The 20801-nt window shown below is 64.9% G+C and carries 18 protein-coding genes and 1 pseudogene; 15 read left to right on the top strand and 4 right to left on the bottom strand.

The features are described 5' to 3' along the window. Positions 1-248 precede the first annotated feature (248 nt). Positions 249-1040, top strand: coding sequence for an alpha/beta fold hydrolase (locus ACQ4W7_RS10555; protein ID WP_436530284.1), 792 nt, complete (start codon positions 249-251; stop codon positions 1038-1040). Positions 1041-1079: 39 nt separating this feature from the next. Further along, positions 1080-1174: pseudogene (locus ACQ4W7_RS10550) on the top strand (VOC family protein); the annotation flags it as partial. 30 nt (positions 1175-1204) lie between these two features. Here ACQ4W7_RS10550 and ACQ4W7_RS10545 read toward each other — a convergent pair. Continuing rightward, positions 1205-1921 (bottom strand): hypothetical protein, encoded by a 717-nt coding sequence (locus ACQ4W7_RS10545; protein WP_436530283.1) that lies wholly within the window; start codon positions 1919-1921, stop codon positions 1205-1207. Positions 1922-2059: 138 nt separating this feature from the next. Here ACQ4W7_RS10545 and ACQ4W7_RS10540 point away from each other — a divergent pair, with 138 nt between their 5' ends. The 4 genes from ACQ4W7_RS10540 (at position 2060) to ACQ4W7_RS10525 (ending at position 8730) form a co-directional block, all read left to right on the top strand. Further along, a complete protein-coding gene (locus ACQ4W7_RS10540) occupies positions 2060-2899 on the top strand; it encodes a M15 family metallopeptidase (RefSeq protein ID WP_436530282.1) in 840 nt (279 codons plus the stop codon). 216 nt (positions 2900-3115) lie between these two features. Then, entirely contained in the window at positions 3116-6949 is a 3834-nt protein-coding gene (gene tssM / locus ACQ4W7_RS10535) for a type VI secretion system membrane subunit TssM (protein ID WP_436530280.1), read from the top strand. Further along, positions 6946-7926, top strand: coding sequence for a type VI secretion system-associated protein TagF (tagF, locus tag ACQ4W7_RS10530; protein ID WP_436530278.1), 981 nt, complete (start codon positions 6946-6948; stop codon positions 7924-7926). Before tssM ends, tagF begins: the two co-directional genes overlap by 4 nt. A 9-nt stretch (positions 7927-7935) precedes the next feature. Then, positions 7936-8730, top strand: a complete 795-nt coding sequence (locus ACQ4W7_RS10525) for an OmpA family protein (RefSeq protein ID WP_436530276.1) — start codon at positions 7936-7938, stop codon at positions 8728-8730. Between the two features lie 14 nt (positions 8731-8744). Here the strand turns inward: ACQ4W7_RS10525 and icmH are convergent, their stop codons facing one another. The 3 genes from icmH to tssJ are packed head-to-tail and all read right to left on the bottom strand — an operon-like array spanning position 8745 to position 11540. Further along, positions 8745-9530 carry a type IVB secretion system protein IcmH/DotU gene (gene icmH, locus ACQ4W7_RS10520; protein WP_436530274.1) on the bottom strand — a complete coding sequence of 262 codons (786 nt, stop codon included), beginning with the start codon at positions 9528-9530 and terminating at the stop codon, positions 8745-8747. After that, a complete protein-coding gene (gene tssK / locus ACQ4W7_RS10515) occupies positions 9527-10897 on the bottom strand; it encodes a type VI secretion system baseplate subunit TssK (protein ID WP_436530272.1) in 1371 nt (456 codons plus the stop codon). The genes icmH and tssK overlap by 4 nt, the downstream gene beginning before the upstream one ends. A 43-nt stretch (positions 10898-10940) precedes the next feature. Next, the gene (gene tssJ, locus ACQ4W7_RS10510) at positions 10941-11540 is read right to left on the bottom strand and encodes a type VI secretion system lipoprotein TssJ (RefSeq protein ID WP_436530270.1); all 600 of its coding nucleotides are present in this window, start codon (positions 11538-11540) and stop codon (positions 10941-10943) included. Between the two features lie 278 nt (positions 11541-11818). On the opposite strand from tssJ, the gene ACQ4W7_RS10505 reads away from it, so the two are divergent. The 9 genes from ACQ4W7_RS10505 to ACQ4W7_RS10465 all read left to right on the top strand — a co-directional run bounded on the left by ACQ4W7_RS10505 (position 11819) and on the right by ACQ4W7_RS10465 (position 20632). Beyond that, positions 11819-12415 (top strand): hypothetical protein, encoded by a 597-nt coding sequence (locus tag ACQ4W7_RS10505; protein WP_426070656.1) that lies wholly within the window; start codon positions 11819-11821, stop codon positions 12413-12415. A 38-nt stretch (positions 12416-12453) separates the two neighbouring features. Beyond that, positions 12454-12963, top strand: coding sequence for a type VI secretion system contractile sheath small subunit (tssB, locus tag ACQ4W7_RS10500; protein ID WP_426070655.1), 510 nt, complete (start codon positions 12454-12456; stop codon positions 12961-12963). A 1-nt stretch (position 12964) separates the two neighbouring features. Beyond that, entirely contained in the window at positions 12965-14455 is a 1491-nt protein-coding gene (tssC, locus tag ACQ4W7_RS10495; protein WP_436530267.1) for a type VI secretion system contractile sheath large subunit, read from the top strand. Positions 14456-14490: 35 nt separating this feature from the next. Further along, positions 14491-14982 (top strand): Hcp family type VI secretion system effector, encoded by a 492-nt coding sequence (locus tag ACQ4W7_RS10490; protein WP_034750126.1) that lies wholly within the window; start codon positions 14491-14493, stop codon positions 14980-14982. Positions 14983-15048: 66 nt separating this feature from the next. Further along, positions 15049-15525 (top strand): type VI secretion system baseplate subunit TssE, encoded by a 477-nt coding sequence (gene tssE / locus ACQ4W7_RS10485; protein ID WP_436530265.1) that lies wholly within the window; start codon positions 15049-15051, stop codon positions 15523-15525. Next, positions 15522-18176: a type VI secretion system ATPase TssH gene (tssH, locus tag ACQ4W7_RS10480; RefSeq protein WP_436530263.1), complete on the top strand. Its 2655-nt coding sequence runs from the start codon at positions 15522-15524 to the stop codon at positions 18174-18176. The genes tssE and tssH overlap by 4 nt, the downstream gene beginning before the upstream one ends. A gap of 34 nt (positions 18177-18210) precedes the next feature. Next, positions 18211-19242 carry a type VI secretion system protein TssA gene (gene tssA / locus ACQ4W7_RS10475; RefSeq protein ID WP_426070651.1) on the top strand — a complete coding sequence of 344 codons (1032 nt, stop codon included), beginning with the start codon at positions 18211-18213 and terminating at the stop codon, positions 19240-19242. 48 nt (positions 19243-19290) lie between these two features. Then, entirely contained in the window at positions 19291-20085 is a 795-nt protein-coding gene (locus tag ACQ4W7_RS10470) for a substrate-binding periplasmic protein (protein ID WP_426070650.1), read from the top strand. A 34-nt stretch (positions 20086-20119) separates the two neighbouring features. After that, positions 20120-20632, top strand: coding sequence for a lipocalin family protein (locus tag ACQ4W7_RS10465; RefSeq protein ID WP_426070649.1), 513 nt, complete (start codon positions 20120-20122; stop codon positions 20630-20632). Positions 20633-20801 lie beyond the last annotated feature (169 nt).

The raw sequence follows: 20801 nt of genomic DNA, 5'->3' as shown, positions 1-20801 counted from the left end.
CTGGCTGATAAGGTAGCCGCCTGCTCCATGCTGTTGGAGTAAGCCATTCTAGGCAAACGCACGGGGAAAAAGCGCGCAGGGCCGCCGGAAAAACAGCGCTCATTTGTGCTGGCGCAAACACCTTGCAGGCAAGTGCCAAGATCTTTTCCCGCAGGCTATTTTTATGGGGCGCCACGCATGCCGCGCAGGACGATGGCACAATAGACCCAGCCGACCTGCCGATGCGCAACCCGTTGCGAGCCTAGCCCATGCCGATACTGAACCTGAGTGCCGAAATCGATATCTATTACGAATTGATCGAAGGCGACCCCGCCAAGCCCTGCCTGGTATTCCTGCACGAGGGGCTCGGCTGTTGTGCGATGTGGAAAGATTTTCCCGTGCAGCTATGCCAGGCGACGGGGTGCCGTGGCTTGCTGTATGACCGCCACGGCTATGGGCAGTCGTCGCCGCTGGCGGCGCGCCGCCAACTCCATTATTTGCACGACTACGCACTGTGCGAGTTGCCGCAAGTGCTAGCGGCACTGCTGCCGGGACAAGACCATTTTCTCATCGGCCACTCGGATGGCGGCAGCATTGCCTTGATCTATGCGGCGCAGCAGCCGCCGCGTTTGCGCGGCATCATCACCGAAGCGGCGCACGTGTTTGTCGAGGGCATCACGCTCGACGGCATCCGTGTGGCGGACGCGGCGTTTGGCGCGGGCAAGCTGCGCGCGCTGGCGAAATACCATGGTGACAAGACGGAAACCATCTTCAAGGCCTGGACGGATACCTGGCTCAGCTATGGATTCCAGTTCTGGAACATCGAATACCTGCTGCCTTCCGTCGAATGCCCGGCGCTGGTGCTGCAGGGCAGCGAGGACCAGTACGGCAGCGCGGCCCAGGTCGACACCATCGTGGCGCAGGCGCTCAACGCCGTGCCCGCCATGGTCGAGCAATGCGGCCATACGCCGCACCAGGAGCAGCCGCAAGCCTTGCTGGCGCTGATGGAAGGTTTTTTGCGAGGCCGCATGGACGCGGCCACTCACCCGAGAAACACATGATGGCCGCACCTGGCGGCGCTGTGAATTGCCATCGAGTATGGGCCGGTGGCCCGCACGGGCGCCACCGGCCCATCCGTTCCGTCTACCTGCGCGACCCGGACCGCAACCTGATCGAAGTGTCCGAACGCGCCTGACGTCCCATTGGGCGCGCAGGCGCCAGGCATTCAATGGCAGGCGGGATCGCTGTCCCAGCGGCCCGAACAGATGCGCGAGCGGCACAGCATGCCTTCGATCATGCCCAACTGCTTGCAGCGCCGCAAGAGCTCCGCCGTTCCCTGTCCCTGTTCCTGTTTCTGTTCCTGGTCCTGCTTGCGCAGCACCACGTCGCGCACGGGCGCCGCCGTGCCTTCTTGCCGGTGCGCATGGGCCACCATCGCCGTCAGCAAGGCGACGTCGCTGTCGCCGGGCGCGGTAGCGGGCCTCGACTTTTGCGGGCGCGCAGCGGCCTGGCGCGCAGGCGGCGGCGCCTTGCGCGGCACGCCCGCGCTTGCCGTCGTCGCTGCGGCCGCAGACAAGGGCGGCGCTGGCGTATTGACGATGGTGGCCGCTTGCGCCGCGTGCGCGAGCACTGCTGGCGCGGGAGCGATTGCCAGTGCGGGCGGCGCCGTGGCCACGGCCGTGGTGGGCACCGGCGGCAGGGGCCGAGGCACGATGGTCGTGTCATAAGCGAGCACGGCCAGCACCGCCAGGCACAGCGCGCCAGCGGCCCAGTGTCGCCAGCCAGGGCGCCAGCGCAGGGCCGGCCTGGCTACGGGCGCGGCGGCGCCGTGTTCGAGCTGCGACAGGATGCCCTTGCTTTCGATGGGCATGCCAGCCGCGCCGGCCTTGCTCAGCAGGTTCGGGCCGCGCGCCTGGCCATCTCCGTTTTTCAATAAAGACAAAATATCACCTCCGCAGTGGATCAAACTCGACTGACCTTGATGTAAACCGCGCTCATGCGGGCTGTGGACGCCTACGATCTAGCGATACCGCCGGGAAATTTCTGTCCGGCCCAGACTTTCCTTGTCACGGAGCGCCCCATGTTCGTCGCCCTGGTCCTGATGTATTTCCTGCTGGCCTGTTTTGCCTGCTGGTTGCTGCTGTTTCCCGGCGGCCGTGCCGTCGTGCTGCACACCCTCGTCAACCTGGGCTGGCGCATGCAGCGGCGCGCGCAGCACTTGAAGGGCGGCAGCGGCGCGCAGTGGCAGCGGGTGCGGCAACACACGGGCTCGGGCGTGGCGCGCGCTTGGCAGATGTTGTTGCGGCATCGTTGGCTGAGCCTGGCCGGCAGCGTGCTGGTCATCGTGCCGCCGCTGCTGGCCTGGCTGTCCAGCGACAGCATCGCCCTGCGCGGCTATGCCGATCGGCAACACGTCATCAATGACCAGGTCAGCGACTTGCTGAAAGGCGAGCAGCTGGTGCCGCCGCCAACCTTGCCGCCGCTGCTGTTTTCCACGGCGGAGGTGACGCAGTTGCGCCCGCTGCTGGGCGGCGCCAGCCGCAATTGGCAATTGCTCGACCACGACTACGCGCAGCGCCTGCTGCTGGTCTTCAAAATCATGAAGGACGTGCATGGTTACGACATGGTCTTGCTGGAAGGCTACCGCAGTCCCGCGCGCCAGGACCAACTGGCGGCGGCCGGCCCGAACGTGACGAACGCCAGGGCGTTTCAAAGCTATCACCAGTATGGCCTGGCCGCCGATTGCGCATTCATGCATGAAGGAAAACTCATCATTTCTGAAAAAAATGCCTGGGCCATGCGCGGCTACCGTTTATATGGCGTGACGGCCGAATCGGTGGGCTTGCGCTGGGGCGGGCGCTGGACCATGATGGATTTTGGCCACACGGAATTGCCGCAACCGCGCGTGCTGGGCAAGTAAGCCGCGCCAGTCATTCTAGCGCCGCGTCGCGGCCTGATTTTCATCGCTGCAAGCTTGCTTGCGCAGCGTCAATGGCATACCAGCGCCTGCCGCGCGCTGGCGCCTGGTACTTGTCATATGTCAACAAAGGCGCGCCGCATTGCTGTCAGCATGGGCCGCATCCGCCTTGCTACGCGGCGGCGTCCATCTGCTTTGCGACCTCACCCTGGGCTCATCATGCTGCGACGAATCTGGCATTTCCTCACCGACAGCCGCAATCTGACCATCCTCGGCTTCGTGGCGCTGGCCGTTTTCCTGTACCTGGGCGCCGAGGTGCTGGAAGTGGCGCTGATCTGGGCGCTAGCCTTGCTGCTACTGGCCTTTCTCACCTGGCTGGGCCTGTGGCTGTGGCGCCGGCGCCGCGCACGGCGCGATGCGCAGGCGCTGGGCCAGGCCATCCTCAACGAGGCCGAGATCGCCGCTGCGCAAGCGGCCTCCGCCTCGACGGCCAGCAGCACCCAGCAAGGCGAACTCGATGCCGTGCGCACGGGTATGCTGGCCGCCATCGAGACCATCAAGACGTCCAAGCTGGGCCTCAAATCGGGCGCCGCCGCCTTGTACGAATTGCCGTGGTACATGATCATCGGCAATCCGGCCGCCGGCAAGAGCAGCGCCATCCTGCATTCGGGCTTGCAGTTTCCTTTCGCCGACGGCAAGATCGTGCAAGGCGTGGGCGGCACGCGCAACTGCGACTGGTTTTTCACCACGGACGGCATCGTGCTCGACACGGCGGGACGTTATTGCGTTGTCGACGAGCACCGCGGCGAGTGGTTCGGCTTTCTCGACCTGCTGAAAAAATACCGGCGCAAGGCGCCCGTCAACGGCATCCTCGTCGCCGTCAGCATCGCCGAATTGAAAGGCGATCCCGATGTCGGCATGCAACTGGCGCGCAGCCTGCGCAAGCGCGTGCAGGACGTCATCGAGCGCCTGGAAGTGTTCGCGCCCCTGTACATCGTGTTTACGAAGGCGGACCTGGTCGCCGGCTTCACGGAGTTTTTTGCGGATGCCGAGCGCAGCGAGCGCGAGCGCGTCTGGGGCGCCACCATGCCTTACCAGCGCAAGCTGCCCACGGCCGACCTGCTGGCCTTTTTCGACCAGAGTTTCGATGAATTGCACGATGGCTTGACGGAGCTGAGTCTGGCCAACATGGCGCACCGGCAACGCAAGACGATGGCGCCCGGCGTATTTACCTTTCCGTTGGAATTTGCCGCCGTCAAGCCGGCCCTGCGCGCCTTCATCGCCACCCTGTTCGAGGAAAACCCGTTCCAGTTCCAGCCCGTGTTCCGCGGCTTTTATTTCACCAGCGCGCTGCAGGAGGGCGAGCCCGTCAGTGCCTCCTCGCAGCAGGTGGCGCGCCGCTTCGACCTGGCCTATGCGCCGACCCCGGCCGCAGTAACGTCCGGTGCGCGCCAGCATGGCTATTTCCTGCTGGAACTGTTCCGCAAGGTGATTTTTGCCGACAAGCACCTGGTGGCCAACTATGCCAACCGCGCCAAGCTGCGCTTCAAATATGCCGTGTTTTTTGCCGCCACGGTGTCGCTGGGCGCCTGCCTGGGTGGCTGGAGCTGGTCTTACCTGGGCAACCGGCAACTGGTGGCCAACGTGGAGGCCGATTTAAATAAAGTGGTGAAATTGCAGGAGCGGCGCCTGGACTTGCAGTCGCGCCTGGAAGCGCTCGAGATCTTGCAGGACCGCATCGAGCAGCTGGAAGCGTACCGCACGCAACGGCCCTGGTCCTTGCGCCTGGGCCTGTACCAGGGGGAGCTGCTTGAACGCAAGCTGCGCGAGGAGTATTTTGCCGGCGCGCGCCGGGTCATGCTGGCCCCCGTGGCGGGCGCGCTGGAAGCCTTGCTGTTCGAGATGAACGCCGGCGCCGACCAGCTGCAGCCCACGGCGCGCACGCCGCAGACGCCAGGCGCCGCATCGCCCACTGCAGCGCCAGCCGCACCGCGCAGCGTGCAGTACCAGGCGGCCAGCGCGACGAATGTGGAGGATGCCTACAATGCGCTGAAAACCTATCTGATGCTGGCCGATAAGACGCATGCAGAGAGCAGCCACCTGAACGACCAGCTGACGCGCTTCTGGCGCGGCTGGCTGGAAGGCAACCGGGGTGCCATGCCGCGCGAGCAGATGATACGCAGCGCCGAACGGCTGTTGACGTTTTACCTGGCGCAGATCGGCGACCCGTCCTGGCCGCGCATCGAACAGAAGCTGGCGCTGGTCGACCAGGCGCGCGAAAACCTGCGCCGCGTGGTGCGCGGCATGCCGGCGCGCGAGCGCGTGTATGCCGACATTCGCGCGCGCGCCTCGACGCGTTTTCCCAGCATGACGGTGGCGCGCATCGTCGGCGAACAGGATCAAGCGCTGCTGGCGGGCAGTTACGCCGTCTCCGGCGCCTTTACGCGCCAGGCGTGGGAAAAGTTTGTCGAAGGCGCGTTTCGCGATGCCGCCAACCGCGAGCTGCAAAGCGCCGACTGGGTGCTGAAAAGCGCTTCCACCGATGACCTGACCCTGGAAGGCAGCCCGGAGCAGATCGAGAAAAACCTGGTGGCCATGTACAAGGCCGACTATGCGCGCGAGTGGCAAAAATTCGTGCAGGGTATCGCTGTCGCCGACCTGAAAGGCTTTGACGGCGCCGTGCAGGCGATGAATCGCCTGGGCGATCCGCAAGCGTCGCCGATCGCCAAACTGCTGACCACCATCTACGCAGAAACCTCGTGGGATAACCCGGCGCTGCAGAATGCGCAATTGCGCAAGGCCGAGCGGGGCATCATCGCCTGGTTCAAGGAAACCGTGCTGCGCCGCGCGCCATCGCAGTTGACGGCCAATCCGGGCATCAATGCGCAGATCGACCCGGCCCGCCTGGACAAACCCATGGGTCCCGTGGGACGCGAATTTGCCGGCGTGGGCAAGCTGGTGGCGGCCAACGATAACAATGCTTCGCTGATGCGCGCGTATCTGGAGGCGCTGTCGAAACTGCGCAGTCGCCTGAACCAGTTGAAGAACCAGGGCGACGCGGGGCCGGGCGCGCGCCAGTTCATGCAGCAGACGCTGGAGGGCAGCGGTTCCGAGCTGGCCGACAGCCTGAAACTGGTCGATGAGCAGATGCTCACGGGGATGAGCGACACGCAAAAGCAGGCCATCCGTCCCATCCTCGTGCGGCCATTGATGCAGACCTTTGCCGTCATCGTCGCGCCGGCGGAACTGGAGATCAACAAGACCTGGGCGGCGCAGGTGTACGAACCGTTCCAGAAATCGCTGGCGAACAAATATCCGTTTGCCCCAAACGCGCGCATCGAGGCGAGCAACCTGGAGATTGGCCAGTTCTTCGGCCCGGAAGGCCTGGTGGCGAAATTCGTCACCACCTCCATGGGTCCCCTGGTGGTGCGGCGCGGCGACGTGCTGGCGCCGCGCACCTGGGCCGACATGGGCATCAGCCTGTCGCCGCAGGTGGTGGCGCGCTTTCCCGGCTGGGTCGCGCCGCTGGGCGCGGGCGGCGTGGCGGCCACGTCTTCGGCGGCGCAAACCGTGTTCCAGATCCAGCCGTCGCCCGCGCCTGGCACCCTGGAATACACGGTGGAGATCGACGGCCAGCAGCTGCGCTACCGCAACACGCCGGCGCAGTGGACGAATATGCTCCATCCCGGCCCGCAAGGCGCGTCCGGCGTCCAGGGCGCGCGCATCACCGCCGTCACCTTCGACGGGCGCACGGTGGAACTGTTCAACGAGCCGGGGCAATTCGGCTTGAAGCGCATGATCGATGCGGCGACCAAGAAACGCAAGGATGGCGGCGTGTTCGAACTGCGCTGGGCGCGCGGCGAGGTGGCCGTGGCGGTCGACCTGAAAATCACCAGCGGCGCCGAAACGACGGGCGCCGGTGCCGCCACTGCGTTGCAGGAGCAGGGCTTTCGCGGCATGCAGCTGCCCGAGACCATCGTCGGCACGCCGGGCGTTCCCGCCGCGCCCGCGCCGGCTATCGCTGTCGCGGCGTTGCCCGGGGTGGCGCCATGATGCGCGCGCCGCAACAGGTGCGCCTCGGTTACTTTGGCAAGATCCCCACGCGCGGCGACTTCATCAAGGCCTGCGACAATCACGCGCTGGTGCAGCTGCTCGACGATTGGCTGGCGCAGGTCATGAATGCCTTGACGGTGGAACCGCGCTGGAAGCTCAATTACGACGCCTTGCCGCCGCTGCGCTTTGCCTTTGTCGGCACGCGCAGCCGGCGCGCCATCGCCGGGCGCCTGGAAGCGAGCAATGACCAGTCGCAGCGGCGCTTTCCCTTCATGGCCATGGGCGCGCTGGAAGTCGATGATGCCGAGCTCTTTGTCGGCTGCAGCCCGCTGGTGCTGGCGCCGCTGTGGCAGCGCGTGGAGCAGCTATCGCAAGGCATTTTGGCGAGCGCCGAACCGGGGCCGGCGCTGCTGGCGCTGGCTGGCAACGTGGTGGAAGTCGAACCGGCCGCACCGTGCCATGCGGCGCGCCTGGCCGCTTTTTTACAGGCGCAGACGGTGCATGGCCTGCAGGCGATGCTGGCCTCGCCCGCGTTCCCGGTGACGGTGCGCGAACTGCTGCTGGGACTGGGCCTGCTGCTGCAGCCGGTGCGCCACAGCGGCTTGCCGCGGCTGGAGAAAAGCCTGGTGCTGCCGCTGCCGCGCGAAGTGCAGCTGCGCGACCTGGTGGCCAGCTTCTGGCTGCACCTGATCGCGCCTTTCCTGCGCCAGGCTGATTTTGAACTGGCGCTGTTCTTTTCCCACCTCGACGAGGCGCCCGTGCTGGTGATCGGTTTTTGCGGCGCCGACCCGCATGGCTTGCGCGCGCTGATCGATCCGCAGGCCGGCAGCGAACGGCTGATCGTGTTCGACCAGCTGGACTGGGTTGAGGAGCAGCTGGGACACGATGCGGCGCTGCGCCATTTTTCCGCCTGCCTGCAGCAGGAGCAGCTGTCGCTGCGCTCGGCCTGCGCCATGTTTGCCGATACCTTTGTCTGAAGGACTGCGATGAAATCTCCTGTCATTTTCCTGCTGCTGCTTGCCGCTGCCGCTGCCGCTCCCTGCCGCGTCCTGGCGCAAGCGCAGGCGCCCCAGACGCCCATGCCGGGGCAGATCCTCGTCACGGGCACCCTGGCCGACGAGGCGGGCAAGGCGGCCGTGCTGGCCCGCTTGCGCGAATTGTACGGCGCCGAGCGCGTGGTCGACCAGATCGCCATCGGTAACGTGGCCGTGCCGGCCAACTGGCACGCCTACGTGCAAAAGCTGATTGCACCGAACCTGAAGCTTATTTCGCGGGGCCAGATCAGCATCGCCGGCAACAACGTCAGCGTGCGCGGCGAAGTGGCGAATGAGGCGCAGCGCCAGCAGATCGCCAGCGACATCGCCACCAGCCTCAATCCCACGTATGTCGTCAACAATGGCTTGCGCGTCAAGGCGGCCGAGGCCGAGCAGGGCTTGCTCGATGCGGCGCTCGACAAGCGCATCATCGAATTCGACAGCGGCAAGGCTTCCATGACGCCGGCCGGCCTGGCCATCCTCGACGAGATGGCGGCCGTCATGCTCAAGCTGCGGGGACGCAAGGTGGAAGTGATCGGCCATACGGACGACACGGGCCTGCGCGCCAGCAATGTGGCCTTGAGCCAAGCGCGCGCCGAAGCCGTGCGCGCCTATCTGGCCAGCAAGGGCATCGTGGCCGATTCGGTGCTGGTGTCTGGCCAGGGACCGGACCGTCCCGTGGCCAGCAACGCCACGGCCGATGGCCGGGCAAGAAACCGGCGCATCGAGTTCAGAATCGCGCAATGATCAGCGAATGATAATCAAGGCAGGGTAATGGTCAGGTGCGCCGGGCTTGGCGCCAGCTTGACCAGGTCCGCATACGCGGCCAGGGTGGTTTGCGTGCCGCGTGTCAAATGCGTTTTCAAACCCAGGTAGGCGCAGATGGCCAGCAGGGCGAAAAAGCTCGACAGCGCCCACAGCGGCACGTCGCTGCCGCGTTTGTTGACCACCTGGTCGGGGCGTTCCGCGCGCGGCGCGAAGCCGCGGCTCTTGCCCTTGATGTGGGCGATCTCGTCGCCCAAGCGCGCCGTCAGGTAGCTGAGTTTTTCGCCGCCGTCGATCGCATACTTGCCCTGAAATCCCAGCAACAGGCACATGTGGAAGATTTGCAGCGCCTGCACGCGCATGGCGCCCTTGCCGCGCAAGGCGTCGAGGCGATCGAAAAAATGTTCGCCGGCCAGCTGGTCGCCAAAGATCAGCAGTTGCAGCGGGCGTCGCTCCCACTGCTTGCGCAGGGCAAAGGGCGAGGCCAGGATGATTTCATCGACCGCCGCGCAAAACGCATACTTGGCCGCTTCGATATCGTCGCCATCGGCGCGGATCTTTTTCGCTTCCCGTTCGAAGTCGTCGAGGAAGGCCGTGATGCGGTCCATGAAGCTTTGTTCGTCGCCGGGCGCCGAACCGTGCTTTAGCATGAACAGCATATAAAAGCCTTCGTGCATCAGGTCCAGCAGGGCGCTGCCGGCATGCCGGCTGCTGCCTGCCGGGGCGGCACCGCGTGGTCCCAGCAGGGAGGGCGCCGCGCGCCGTTCGATGAGCTGGCTCATGCGGTCACCGCGATCAGTTCCAACTGCAGGTCGCGTATGCCGGCCGGCACGTACACGGAAATCGACTGCGCCTTGAGCATCTGTTCGTACAGTACGCCGCGGTTTTCAATCGCAAAATAATAGGTGTCGGGCCGCACGGGAATGGCTGCCGGCACTTGTGGCGCGTGTGACAGCTTCAGGCCGGGCATGGCCGTCAGCACGCATTTTTCCACGTCGTCTGGCGCGCCCACCTTGACGCGCAGCGGCACCACGTCCACCAGTTCGATGGCCGGCATGGCGGCGCGAATCGCCAGGTACAAGGTGGTGTGCTGGTCGATCTTGCCCGAATCGAGCTTGCCCAGGTAGTACGACGGTTTGTCTTCAAGCAGAGCGATGGAAAAATACTTCGACGAGATGACAGTGTCGAGCAGTTCGCGGATGATGCCATCGATGGCGTCGAAGCAGATGCCCGGCTGCGCGTGGTCGTAGGCGGGCAGGCTGGCCAAGGTGTAGTGCTTGGAATAGCTGAGCAGGCCGCCCGCCAGGCCCAGCAGCGCCTCGTACAGGCGCTCCGGATGCAGGGCCGGATGGCGCACATAGTGCATCAGCGCGGCGGCGGCCGTGCTGACCGTGTGCAGCAGCCAGAACGAGGACACGTCGCCCGAGCGGAATTCGATCACGTTGCGGCTCGGCTCCCGGTGGTGCCCGTGCAGCGCGCTCACTTTCGCCTGCAGCGCATCGAGCAGGTGTTCCAGTAGGCCCTGCAGGCGCGGCGCGCCGGCGATCGCCAGGCTTGGCGCCATGAACGATGGCACGGGCTCGAAGCCGCCCGACACCGTGCGCCGCAGGGCAATCAGCGGCAGGCAGTCGTAGGAACCGCGCGCCTCGCTGTCGGGAATCAGGCGCACGGTCTTCTTCAGGTACGCCACGTCGGCCACGGCGGACTCCGTAAACAGGTCGGGCGTGGCGCGCATGGCGTGCGCAAAGCGCGTGGCTGTAGGCGTACCTGCCTTTGACGCCTGCGCCGTGTAATTCATACCTTCGCGGTTGAGGATGGGCAGCGCTGCATAATATGTCACTTCCTGCACCGCCAGCGGCAGCGCTTCCAGGTCCACCGGCGGGGGCAGGGTGTCGCTGCCCGGTGCGCCGTCGCCCAGCGCCTCGAACACTTCGCCGTCGCGGAAGATCGCCGACAGGGCTTGCAGGTGCAAGGTGCCCGTTTTCAGCGCCGCCAGGTCCCACTGCATATGCGCCACGCCCCACAGGTAGGGATGCAGCGCGCTGGCCGTGTGATGCAGGCGCGCTTCGTGATATTGATCCTGGCGCTGGAAATGCTGCGGCCGCAGGAACAGGCCCTCTCCCCACAAGACTTTCGCTGACATGCCCATTTCGTTTCTCCTTGAATGTGTGGCGTGCCGGTCTGCGGCTACATTATTGGCAGCGCAGGGCGGACAGCGGTGCCATGCCGCTGTTCATGCTGGCCACGCTGAGCGCACACGCGTGCAGGCCGACGGTGATGCCGCCGCGTTCCGCGTCGGCGGCGGCAAAGGTGGCGCGCCAGCGCTGTGCCGCAGGCGCGCGGAACAGGGCCACCACGCCGATGAAATACGCTTCCTTGCTGACTTTTTCCTGCACTTCGTAGCGCTGGCCCGGCACCAGCAGCACCTCCTTCACTTCCATCAAGTCGGCGCCCAGCGCGGCCTTTTCGCGCTGCGTGTCGAGGAAGCTGTCGTATGGCGCCTGCTCGAAGGCGGCGCTCTGGCGCAGCTTGTAGATGCGTGCCACCAGCGCCAGTGGCCTGCCTTCGGCATCGGTGTTGAGGCGCTGCGCCGCGTGCAGGCGGATGCTGACGTTGCGCGGCGGTTTTTGCGCGTCGGGCAGTTCGGGCGGCGGTTTGGCCACGCCCGCCATTTGCAGCGCCGCGTTGGCCAGGGTGCCGATGGCGCCGCCCGCACAGCCGGCTTGCAGCAAGGCCAGCAGCAGTAGCGGGGTGGCGCGCGTCAGGCGGCGGAACAGGGCGTCAGATGGCATGGGTGATCTTTGCAAAAATAGTGGCTGGAAATAAAAGTGTTGCAGTCATTTAAACGCATGCACCGGCGGCCTGCTTGCGTTGACGCAAAGTCCGTCTGCGATCAAGACAATTACTGCGCCAAATCAGGATTCATGTCGCCGCACGCGGCTGTGATATGGAACTTCTTCTTTGCTGATTAATCTCAATCTGGCCAAAAAATTGGCGATCAATAATGGCCTCCACCAAGGCGCCGCCCATCTTTCCCAGCGGTAGCGTCCTCCACGTGAAGGAATGCCCGATGAAGCCAGCCACCATGTTGCCCCGTATTGCCTGCCTCGCCAGCGCCTTGCTGCTGGCTGCCTGCGCCACGCCAGAGCAGCCGGCATCCAGGAAACCTGCGGCGCCGACCCTGGCGCAGGTGATGAGCGACGCCGATGCGGCCGCGCGCGCCGGCCAATACGAGCGCGCCATGACCCTGCTCAAGGGCGGCAGCAGCAGCTACCCGGCCGACAAGGCGCCGTTGCTGCAAATGGCGCAGATGAAATTCGACCGCGGCCAGTACGGCGACGCCATCGGCCATGCGCTCGAAGCGCTGGAACGCGACCCGGACGACAAGGTCGCCAACAGCATCGTCGCCGTCAGCGGCTTGCGCCTGTCCGGCAAGGCGCTGGCCGACCTGTCGCGGCAAAACAATTTGAATGGCTCGCTGCGGTCGGAAGCGCAGGACCTGGCCAAGCTGCTGCGCGCGAGCATCGGCGAAGACGTGCTGGTGCCGCCGGCCAAGCGCCCGCCTGCGGCCGGCAAGCGCGCTCCCACATCCGGCTCCGGCACGCCGGCGGCGAAGGGCGCAGCGTCGCCAGGCAGCACGGCCGACCCGTTCAGCGGCCTGAAATAAGTCCGCGTTCCCACCCCACCCTTTGCAAAGGAAACGACATGCCCAAGTCCGACAGCGTGCAAAAACGCCTGCAAAAGATACGCGCGCCGCGCGTGCAAATGACCTACGACGTCGAGATTGGCGACGCGATTGAAAACAAGGAGCTGCCCTTCGTGGTCGGCGTGCTGGGCGACTTTGGCGGCAATCCGGACAGCGAGAAAAAACGCCTGAAGGACCGCAAGTTCGTCGCCATCGACCGTGACAACTTCGACGAAGTGCTGGCCGGCGTGGAGCCGGTGGCGCGTTTCGCCGTGCCGAACCGCATCAGCGAGGCGGGCGGCACGTTCGCCGTCGATCTGCACTTCCGCTCGATGGATGACTTTCGTCCGGAATCGGTGGTGCGCCAGGTCGACCCCTTGCGCAAGCTGCTCGAGGCGCGCACCAAGCTGGCCGACTTGCGTAACAAGCTGGCCGGTAACGACAAGCTGGAAGACTTGCTGACGGAAGTGCTGAACAACACGGACAGCCTGGCCAGTTTGAAACCGCAGTTTCCAGCGCAGGAGGATTGAGATGAGCGCGCAGGCAGAAGCCCTTGCAGTAGCCCCCCCCGGTGCGCCGGCCGCGACCGACTTGCTGGACCAGATCGTCGAGCAAAGCCGCGTCGCCAAGTCCGGCGCCGAACATGCGCGCGCGCGCGACCTGATCTCGGAACTGGTGGCGCAGGTGCTCGATGGCACGGTGCTGATGTCGAGCAGCCTGTCGGCCACGCTGGACGCGCGCGTGGCGGAAATTGACCGCCTGATTTCTGCGCAGCTCAGCGAAATCATGCACGCGGCGTCGTTCCAGCAGCTCGAGCAAAGCTGGACGGGGCTGCGCTACCTGGTCGGCAATTCCGACACGGGCACGCGCCTGCAGATCCGCATGTTCAACGCCACCAAGCGCGAACTGGTGAAGGATTTCCAGGCGGCGCTGGAGTTCGACCAGAGCAGCATGTTCAAGAAGGTATACGAAGAGGAGTTCGGCACCTTCGGCGGCGCGCCGTTCGCCGCGCTGCTGGGCGACTTCGCCATTTCCCGTCAGCCGGAAGACATGTATTTCGTCGAGCAGATGTCGCACATTGCCGCCGCCGCGCATGCACCGTTCATCGCTTCGGCCGCGCCGGAACTGTTTGGCCTGGAAAGCTACGGCGACCTGGGCAAGCCGCGCGACCTTGCCAAGGTGTTCGACACCATCGAGTACGCGAAATGGAAAGCCTTCCGCGAATCCGAGGATGCGCGCTACGTGGGCTTGACCTTGCCCCGCTTCCTGGGCCGGCTACCCTTCAATCCCGTCGACGGCACCACGGTGGAAGGTTTCAACTTTGTCGAGGAAGTCGACGGCAGCGACCATCACAAATACCTGTGGTGTAACGCCGCGTATGCGTTCGGCTGCAAGCTGACGCGCGCCTTTGCCGACTACGGCTGGTGCGCCGCCATCCGCGGCGTGGAGGGCGGCGGCCTGGTGGACGACCTGCCCACTCACACCTTCAAGACGGACGAGGGCGACGTGGCCCTGAAATGCCCGGCCGAAGTGGCGATCACCGACCGCCGCGAAAAGGAATTGTCGGACCTCGGCTTCATCTCGCTGGTGCACTGCAAGAACACGGCGTATGCGGCGTTTTTCGGCGCCCAGTCGGCGCAGAAAAGCCGCAAGTACAACAGCGACGCGGCCAACGCGAACGCGGTGCTTTCGTCGCAGCTGCAGTACATCTTCGCCGTTTCGCGCATCGCCCACTACATGAAGGCCATGATGCGCGACAAGATCGGCAGCTTTGCCGCCGCCTCCAACGTGGAAGACTTTTTGAACCGCTGGCTGATGCAGTACGTGCTGCTCGACGATAACGCCAGCCAGGAACAGAAGGCGCAGTTCCCCCTGCGCGAGGCTTCCGTGCAGGTGCATGAAGTGCCGGGCCGACCCGGCGTTTACCGCGCCGTGTCGTTCCTGCGGCCGCACTTCCAGCTCGATGAATTATCCGTATCGCTCCGACTGGTCGCGGAGTTGCCGAAGTCGACCAATTCCTGATCCATACGATCATCTTTCAACCAGAGGAGCACACCATGGCAATCGATGTATATCTGCAGATAGACGGCATCAAGGGCGAGTCCACCGATGACAAGCACAAGGACTGGATCGAGTGCAAATCGGTCAGCTGGAGCGTCGAGCAGCCGAAGTCCGCCACCGCCTCGACGGGCGGCGGCCACACGGCTGAACGCTGCGAGCACAAGGACATCGTCATCTCCAAGCTGGCCGACCTGGCCTCGCCGGTGCTGCTGCAAACCTGCTCGGCTGGCAAGACCATTCCCAAGGCGCGCTTCGAATTCATGCGCGCCGACGGCCAGGGTGAGCGCGTCAAGTACTTTGAAATCGAAATCGAGAATGTGCTGATCGGCGCCGTCACGCCGAACGTGGAAGAGGGCGACATCCTCGGTGAACACGTCGGCTTCAAGTTCTCGAAAGTGAAGTGGAAATACACGCAGCAAAAAGTGACGGGCGGCGCCGGAGGCAATACCTCGGGCGGCTGGGACCTGGCCGCGAACCGCGTGGCTTGATCCATGGTGCGCGGCGCGTAGCGGCCAGCTGCGCCCGCGCGCCGCGCCGACTTTTCAGGAGAGCGCATGGACAGTTATGTACCTGGCCTGTTCGACCGCCTGATGGGCGACGGCGGTGCGGCAGCGGGCGCAGTGGCGGTGCGCCTGTCGCTCGATCAGTTGAAGGATGCGGTAGCGCGCGACCTGGAAGAACTGCTCAACACGCGCGTAGCCCTGCCGCCCGGCGCGCTGGACGCGTATCCGGAATGCGCGGCGTCCATCGTCAACTATGGCTTGATCGATTTCGCCGGCATGTGCCTTTCCAGCAGCGATGACCGCGCCCGCATCTGCGCCGCGCTGAAGGCCGCCATCGAACGCCATGAACCGCGCCTGCGCAATGTGCGCGCCCGCCTGGAGCGCGAAGCGGGCAGCATCAACCGCGTGGGCTTCGTCATCAGCGGCACCCTGGCCGTGATATCCGGCGGCGAGACGGTCAATTTCGACGCCGTGCTGCAGCCGTCGTCGCTGCGCTATTCGATCAACCGTAAGGGAGCCGCCGCATGAGCAATAATTTGAAAACCCTGATCGCCAAACTGAATGACACGGCGCGCACGGCCGCCACCCGCGCCGCCGGCATCTGCGTGGGACTGGGCCAATATGAAGTCGATATCGAACACCTGTTCCTGGCGCTACTGGAGCAGGAGCGCAGCGATTTCGTCACCATCGCGCGGCGCAGTGAAATCAGCCTGACGGCGCTGGAGGCGGACCTGCGCCGTGAGATCGGCAGCTTCAGGACAGGCAGTGCGCGCACGCCCGTGTTTTCGCCCCACTTGCCGCTGTTGTTCGAACATGCCTGGCTGATCGCCTCGCTGGGCACGGTGGCGGATGCCACCCGGCCGGCCGCCATCCGCAGCCGCCATCTGTTGCTGGCGCTGTTGACGGAGCCGGAACTGTCGCAGCTCGCGTACCGCGGCTCGAAGCTGTTTGCCCGTTTCAGCGTCGAACAATTGAAGCATCATCCGGACAAACTGACGGCGGGCTCCGGCGAGGAGGAAAGCGCGGCAGTGCCGCGGCTTTCCGACACAGGCGACGACCCTGTTGCTACCCTGGCCAGCAAGACCCCGGCGCTGGAGCAGTTCACCACCGACCTGACGCAACTGGCGCGCGACGGCAAGCTCGATCCCGTGATTGGGCGCGAGACCGAGATACGTCAGGCTGTCGATATCCTGCTGCGCCGGCGCCAGAATAATCCGATCTTGACGGGCGAGGCGGGCGTGGGCAAGACGGCCGTGGTGGAAGGCCTGGCCTTGCGCATCGCTGCCGGCGACGTACCCGAGGTGCTGCAGGGCGCGCACATCCACGCGCTCGACATGGGCTTGCTGCAGGCCGGCGCCAGCGTGAAGGGCGAGTTTGAAAGCCGGCTGAAGAATGTCATCGACGAGGTGACGAAAAGCCCGCACCCCATCATCCTCTTCATCGACGAGGCGCACACCATGATCGGCGCCGGTGGCCAGGCGGGGCAGAATGATGCGGCCAATTTACTGAAACCGGCGCTGGCGCGCGGCGCCCTGCGCACGATCGCGGCCACCACCTGGAGTGAGTACAAAAAATATTTCGAGAAGGATGCGGCGCTGGCGCGGCGCTTCCAGGTAGTGAAGGTGGAAGAACCGGGCGAAGACATTGCCTGCGCCATGCTGCGCGCCATGGCGCCGCTGATGGAGCGCCATTTCGGCATCCGCGTGCGCGACGCCGCCATCGTCGAGGCGGTGCGCCTGTCGCACCGCTACATCAGCGGGCGCCAGCTGCCCGACAAGGCCATCAGCGTGCTCGATACGGCGTGCGCCAAGGTGGCGCTGGGCCAGCGCGCCACGCCGGCGCAGCTGGAAAACGTGAACCGGCGGCAGGAACGCATCGGCGCGGAAATCGCCGCCCTGATCCGCGAGGCCAGTGATGGTGAAGCAGCCGATAAAGCCGGCGCCACGCGCCTGGCGCAGCTGCGGCGCGAACATGAGGAAGGACTGGCGATGATCGCGGCGCTGGCGCAGCGCTGGGAGCGTGAAAAGGTGCTGGTGGCGCAGATCGGCGACTTGCGTGGGCAGCTGCGCGGCGAGCGGCCTGGCGAAGTCGGCGCGGCACGCCTGCTGGCGCTGAAGGAGGAGCTGGCGGCGCTGCAGGGAGAGTTTGCGCTGTCGCCGCTGGAAGTCGACGCACAGGTGGTGGCCGGCATCGTCGCCGGCTGGACCGGCATCCCGCTGGGGAAAATGCTCAAGGACGAGATTCGCACGGTGCTGACCCTGGAGGGGGCGCTGCGCGAACGGGTGCTGGGACAGGACCATGTCATCGAAGCGGTGGCGCAGCGCGTGCGCACGGCGCGTGCCAGCCTGGACGACCCGAACAAGCCGCAAGCCGTGTTTTTGTTCACAGGACCGTCCGGCACGGGCAAGACGGAAACGGCGCTGGCGCTGGCCGACCTGTTGTATGGTGGCGAGCGCAAGCTCCTTACCATCAACATGAGCGAATACCAGGAGGCGCACAGCGTGGCCGGCCTGAAAGGCTCGCCGCCCGGCTATGTCGGCTATGGCGAGGGCGGGGTGCTGACGGAAGCCGTGCGGCGCCAGCCCTACAGCGTGGTGCTGCTCGATGAGGCGGAAAAGGCTCATCCCGACGTGCTGGAACTGTTCTTCCAGGTCTTCGACAAGGGCGTGCTCGATGATGCGGAAGGGCGCGAAGTCGATTTTCGCAACACCATCATCATCGCCACTTCGAACCTGGGTTCGGGTGCGATGATGGCCGCCTGCCTGAACCGGGCAGCGCAGGACTTGCCGACGCCTGCCGCGCTGGAAAAGCTGGTGCGCCCGCAACTGGTGGCGCATTTCAAGCCGGCCTTGCTGGGACGCCTGAAAGTGCTGCCATTCTATCCCTTGAACGACGCGGTGCTGGCCGAGATCATCGCGCTGAAGCTGGCGCGCATCGGTGCGCGCATCGCGCGCAACCACCAGGCGCAGTTCAGCCATGACGCGGGCCTGGTCGAGGCGGTGCTGGCGCGCTGCACCGAGGTCGACTCGGGCGCGCGCAATGTCGACCAGATCCTCAACGGCAGCTTGCTGCCGGCGATCGCCGAAGCGGTGCTGGCACGCATGGCAGAGGGCGAGCCGATCGCCTCGATACGCGTCAGCGCCAGCAAGCAGGGGCAGTTCAAGTACATCATCAAATAACGTCATCAAGTAACGTCACCTCGCGGAGATTGCCATGTTCAATCTGGAGCAGTTACTGCACCCCGTCAGCGCCGTCAGTCCCTGCGGCGAAGACATCACTTTCAGCCAGGAGCTCGACGCCATCGCGCGTGCGCGCCAGCACGATGATCCCAGCCTGGACCAGGGCGAGTGGGTAACGGCGCTGAAGGAGGCCGACTGGCCTTTCGTGGCGACGCGATGCGAACAGCTGATCGCAGCGTGCAGCAAGGATTTGCGCGTGGCCGTGTGGCTGGCCGAGGCGCACGCGAAAACGCGCCACTTGCGTGGCCTGGGCGATGGCTACGCGCTGCTGGCCGGCCTGTGCGAACGTTACTGGGATGGTTTGTACCCGCCGGCGGAAGAGGGCGACCAGGAACAGCGCATCGGCAATGTCTTCTGGCTGCTGTCGCGCACGCCGCAGCTGCTGCGCGAGATCCCGCTGACCGATGGCGCCGATGGCCTGTTTTCACTGCAGGATTTCGATGCGGCGCGCCAGCGCGCGGCGGCCAGCCTGGCACAGGGTGCAGCGGAACAGGGCTGGGGCGATGCGCGCCACGACGAAGGGGCGACCCTGGCGCAGATGGAGGCGGCGCGGCAAAGGAATACACGCGCCTTTTCCGACGCATTGCTGGCCGATGCACAATACTGCATGCAGTCGCTGCTGGCCTTCGAACGCAGCGTCGATGCGCGTTTCGGCGCCGATGGCCCGAGTTTTCGCGCCGCGCGCGAAGCGCTGGAAAACGTCATTCATTTTATTGCGCCGCTGCCATCTGGCGTGGACTTTGCCGGCGCGCCGCCCGCCGCTGGCCAGGGCACCAGCAACGGCGGGGGCGCCATCGTGCAGCGCCAGCAGGCACTGGCCCAGTTGCGCCAGGTGGCCGATTTTTTCCGTCGCACCGAGCCGCACAGCCCTGTCGCGTATCTGGCCGACAAGGCCGCCAGTTGGGGCGAGCTGCCGTTGCACCTGTGGCTGCGCGCCGTCGTGAAGGACTCGGGCACCTTGGCGCAGCTCGACGAGATGCTGGGGACGAACAGCGCGAACGGGTGATCGCTGTTGGCGCTTCCATGCTAATCTTTGGGCATGCTTAGAATGCTCATGTTGCCTGCCACGCTATGCCTGTTTATCGCTGCCAGCGCGCAGGCCGGGCCTGCGACGCCGCTGGTGATCTATGGCGACGACGATTATCCGCCGTACTCCTACGTCGAGCATGGCCAGCTGAAAGGCATTTACACGGAGATCGTGCGTGTCGCCGTGCAATCGATGCCGCAGTATGCGGTGCAGCTGCGTCCCGTGCCATGGAAGCGGGGGCTGTTGATGCTGCAGACGGGCGAGGCGTTCGCCCTGTATCCGCCGTATTCGTGGCGCAGCGAACGGCCGCATGTGCGCTATTCCGTGCCGCTGCTGATGGAGCAGTTGGTGGTGCTGTGCAACCAGGACGTTCTGGCCAGGCGTGCGCTGCGGCAGTGGCCCGCCGATTACGGTGGTTTGCACATCGGCGTGAACGCGGGTTTCCTGCTTGGCGATGCGGCGCTGACGGCGTCCTTGCGCGCCGAAAAAATCGTGCTCGACCCGGCCAAGGGCACGCGCACGAATCTGCTCAAGCTGATGCGGGGGCGCATCGATTGCTATGTCAGCGACCGCCTGTCGGCGCAGTGGGAATTGCAGCGCATCCGGCGTGTAGGGCCGGCGGGCACGCCGATGCAGGCGATCCAGGCGATACAGGAAACCGCGCAACTGGCCAGCCAGCAGGGTCACCTGGGCTTTACGGCGCGCCGGCCGGCCACCTACCCTTATCGCGATGACTTTATCGAGCAATTCAATGCCGCCATCGTGCGCATGCAGCATAGTGGCGCGATCCGCCGCATCGTCGACCGTGCATTGCTACCCTGACGTTGCTACCCTGATTTCAGTTATGGAGAAGAGCATGAAAAAACTGTTGTTCCTGTGTGTGCTCGTGCTGGCCGGCTGTGTTGGCCGGCCCGAGAATATTCATCCCGTCAGTAACTTCGACACGACCCGCTATCTTGGGAAGTGGTATGAGATCGCGCGCCTCGACCATTCCTTCGAACGGGGCCTCAGCCATGTGACGGCCGACTATAGCCTGCGCCAGGATGGCGGCCTGAAAGTGCTCAATCGCGGCTACAAGGACGCGGACGCGAAGTGGAAGGAAGCCGAAGGCAAGGCGTATTTCGTGGACAAGAAAGACGTGGGCTACCTGAAAGTGTCGTTTTTTGGCCCCTTCTATGGTTCCTACATCGTGTTTGATTTGGACCCGCAAGATTACAGCTACTCCATGATCAGCGGCCCCGACAAGTCATACTTGTGGTTGCTGTCGCGCACGCCCACCATGGACCCTGCCTTGCAGCAGCGCCTGGTCGAGAAAGCGCGGGGGCTGGGTTTCGATACGTCAAAATTGATCTATGTGAAGCAAAACTGACCTTGCTTGGCTGCCGCCCGTTCGTGGCGGCATCGCGCCTTCAAATTGTTGCTTCTCTGCATGTTATTTCTTGCAATACCATCCTGATTCACTCACAATCTGCTCCAAAGTGGTGCGCTGCGGCGTGCTGCTATTCTGGTGACGCGGGTAGTGTCGCGTCGCCGCTCGT

Source organism: Janthinobacterium algoris (genome assembly GCF_051380935.1).
Classification (GTDB): Bacteria; Pseudomonadota; Gammaproteobacteria; order Burkholderiales; family Burkholderiaceae_D; genus Janthinobacterium.
Note: the sequence above shows the minus strand (reverse complement) of the source record. Positions and strands in the feature narration are given on the sequence as shown.

What these genes read in the sequence shown, in the direction of transcription:
- tssK (WP_436530272.1), bottom strand. Translation starts at nt 10,897, where the DNA reads ATGGGCATGTCAGCGAAAGTCTTGTGGGGAGAGGGCCTGTTCCTGCGG.
- tssB (WP_426070655.1), top strand. Translation starts at nt 12,454, where the DNA reads ATGCCCAAGTCCGACAGCGTGCAAAAACGCCTGCAAAAGATACGCGCG.
- ACQ4W7_RS10555 (WP_436530284.1), top strand. Translation starts at nt 249, where the DNA reads ATGCCGATACTGAACCTGAGTGCCGAAATCGATATCTATTACGAATTG.
- ACQ4W7_RS10525 (WP_436530276.1), top strand. Translation starts at nt 7,936, where the DNA reads ATGAAATCTCCTGTCATTTTCCTGCTGCTGCTTGCCGCTGCCGCTGCC.
- tagF (WP_436530278.1), top strand. Translation starts at nt 6,946, where the DNA reads ATGATGCGCGCGCCGCAACAGGTGCGCCTCGGTTACTTTGGCAAGATC.
- tssJ (WP_436530270.1), bottom strand. Translation starts at nt 11,540, where the DNA reads ATGCCATCTGACGCCCTGTTCCGCCGCCTGACGCGCGCCACCCCGCTA.
- tssC (WP_436530267.1), top strand. Translation starts at nt 12,965, where the DNA reads ATGAGCGCGCAGGCAGAAGCCCTTGCAGTAGCCCCCCCCGGTGCGCCG.
- ACQ4W7_RS10470 (WP_426070650.1), top strand. Translation starts at nt 19,291, where the DNA reads ATGTTGCCTGCCACGCTATGCCTGTTTATCGCTGCCAGCGCGCAGGCC.
- tssM (WP_436530280.1), top strand. Translation starts at nt 3,116, where the DNA reads ATGCTGCGACGAATCTGGCATTTCCTCACCGACAGCCGCAATCTGACC.
- tssH (WP_436530263.1), top strand. Translation starts at nt 15,522, where the DNA reads ATGAGCAATAATTTGAAAACCCTGATCGCCAAACTGAATGACACGGCG.
- ACQ4W7_RS10465 (WP_426070649.1), top strand. Translation starts at nt 20,120, where the DNA reads ATGAAAAAACTGTTGTTCCTGTGTGTGCTCGTGCTGGCCGGCTGTGTT.
- ACQ4W7_RS10540 (WP_436530282.1), top strand. Translation starts at nt 2,060, where the DNA reads ATGTTCGTCGCCCTGGTCCTGATGTATTTCCTGCTGGCCTGTTTTGCC.
- icmH (WP_436530274.1), bottom strand. Translation starts at nt 9,530, where the DNA reads ATGAGCCAGCTCATCGAACGGCGCGCGGCGCCCTCCCTGCTGGGACCA.
- ACQ4W7_RS10490 (WP_034750126.1), top strand. Translation starts at nt 14,491, where the DNA reads ATGGCAATCGATGTATATCTGCAGATAGACGGCATCAAGGGCGAGTCC.
- tssA (WP_426070651.1), top strand. Translation starts at nt 18,211, where the DNA reads ATGTTCAATCTGGAGCAGTTACTGCACCCCGTCAGCGCCGTCAGTCCC.
- ACQ4W7_RS10505 (WP_426070656.1), top strand. Translation starts at nt 11,819, where the DNA reads ATGAAGCCAGCCACCATGTTGCCCCGTATTGCCTGCCTCGCCAGCGCC.
- tssE (WP_436530265.1), top strand. Translation starts at nt 15,049, where the DNA reads ATGGACAGTTATGTACCTGGCCTGTTCGACCGCCTGATGGGCGACGGC.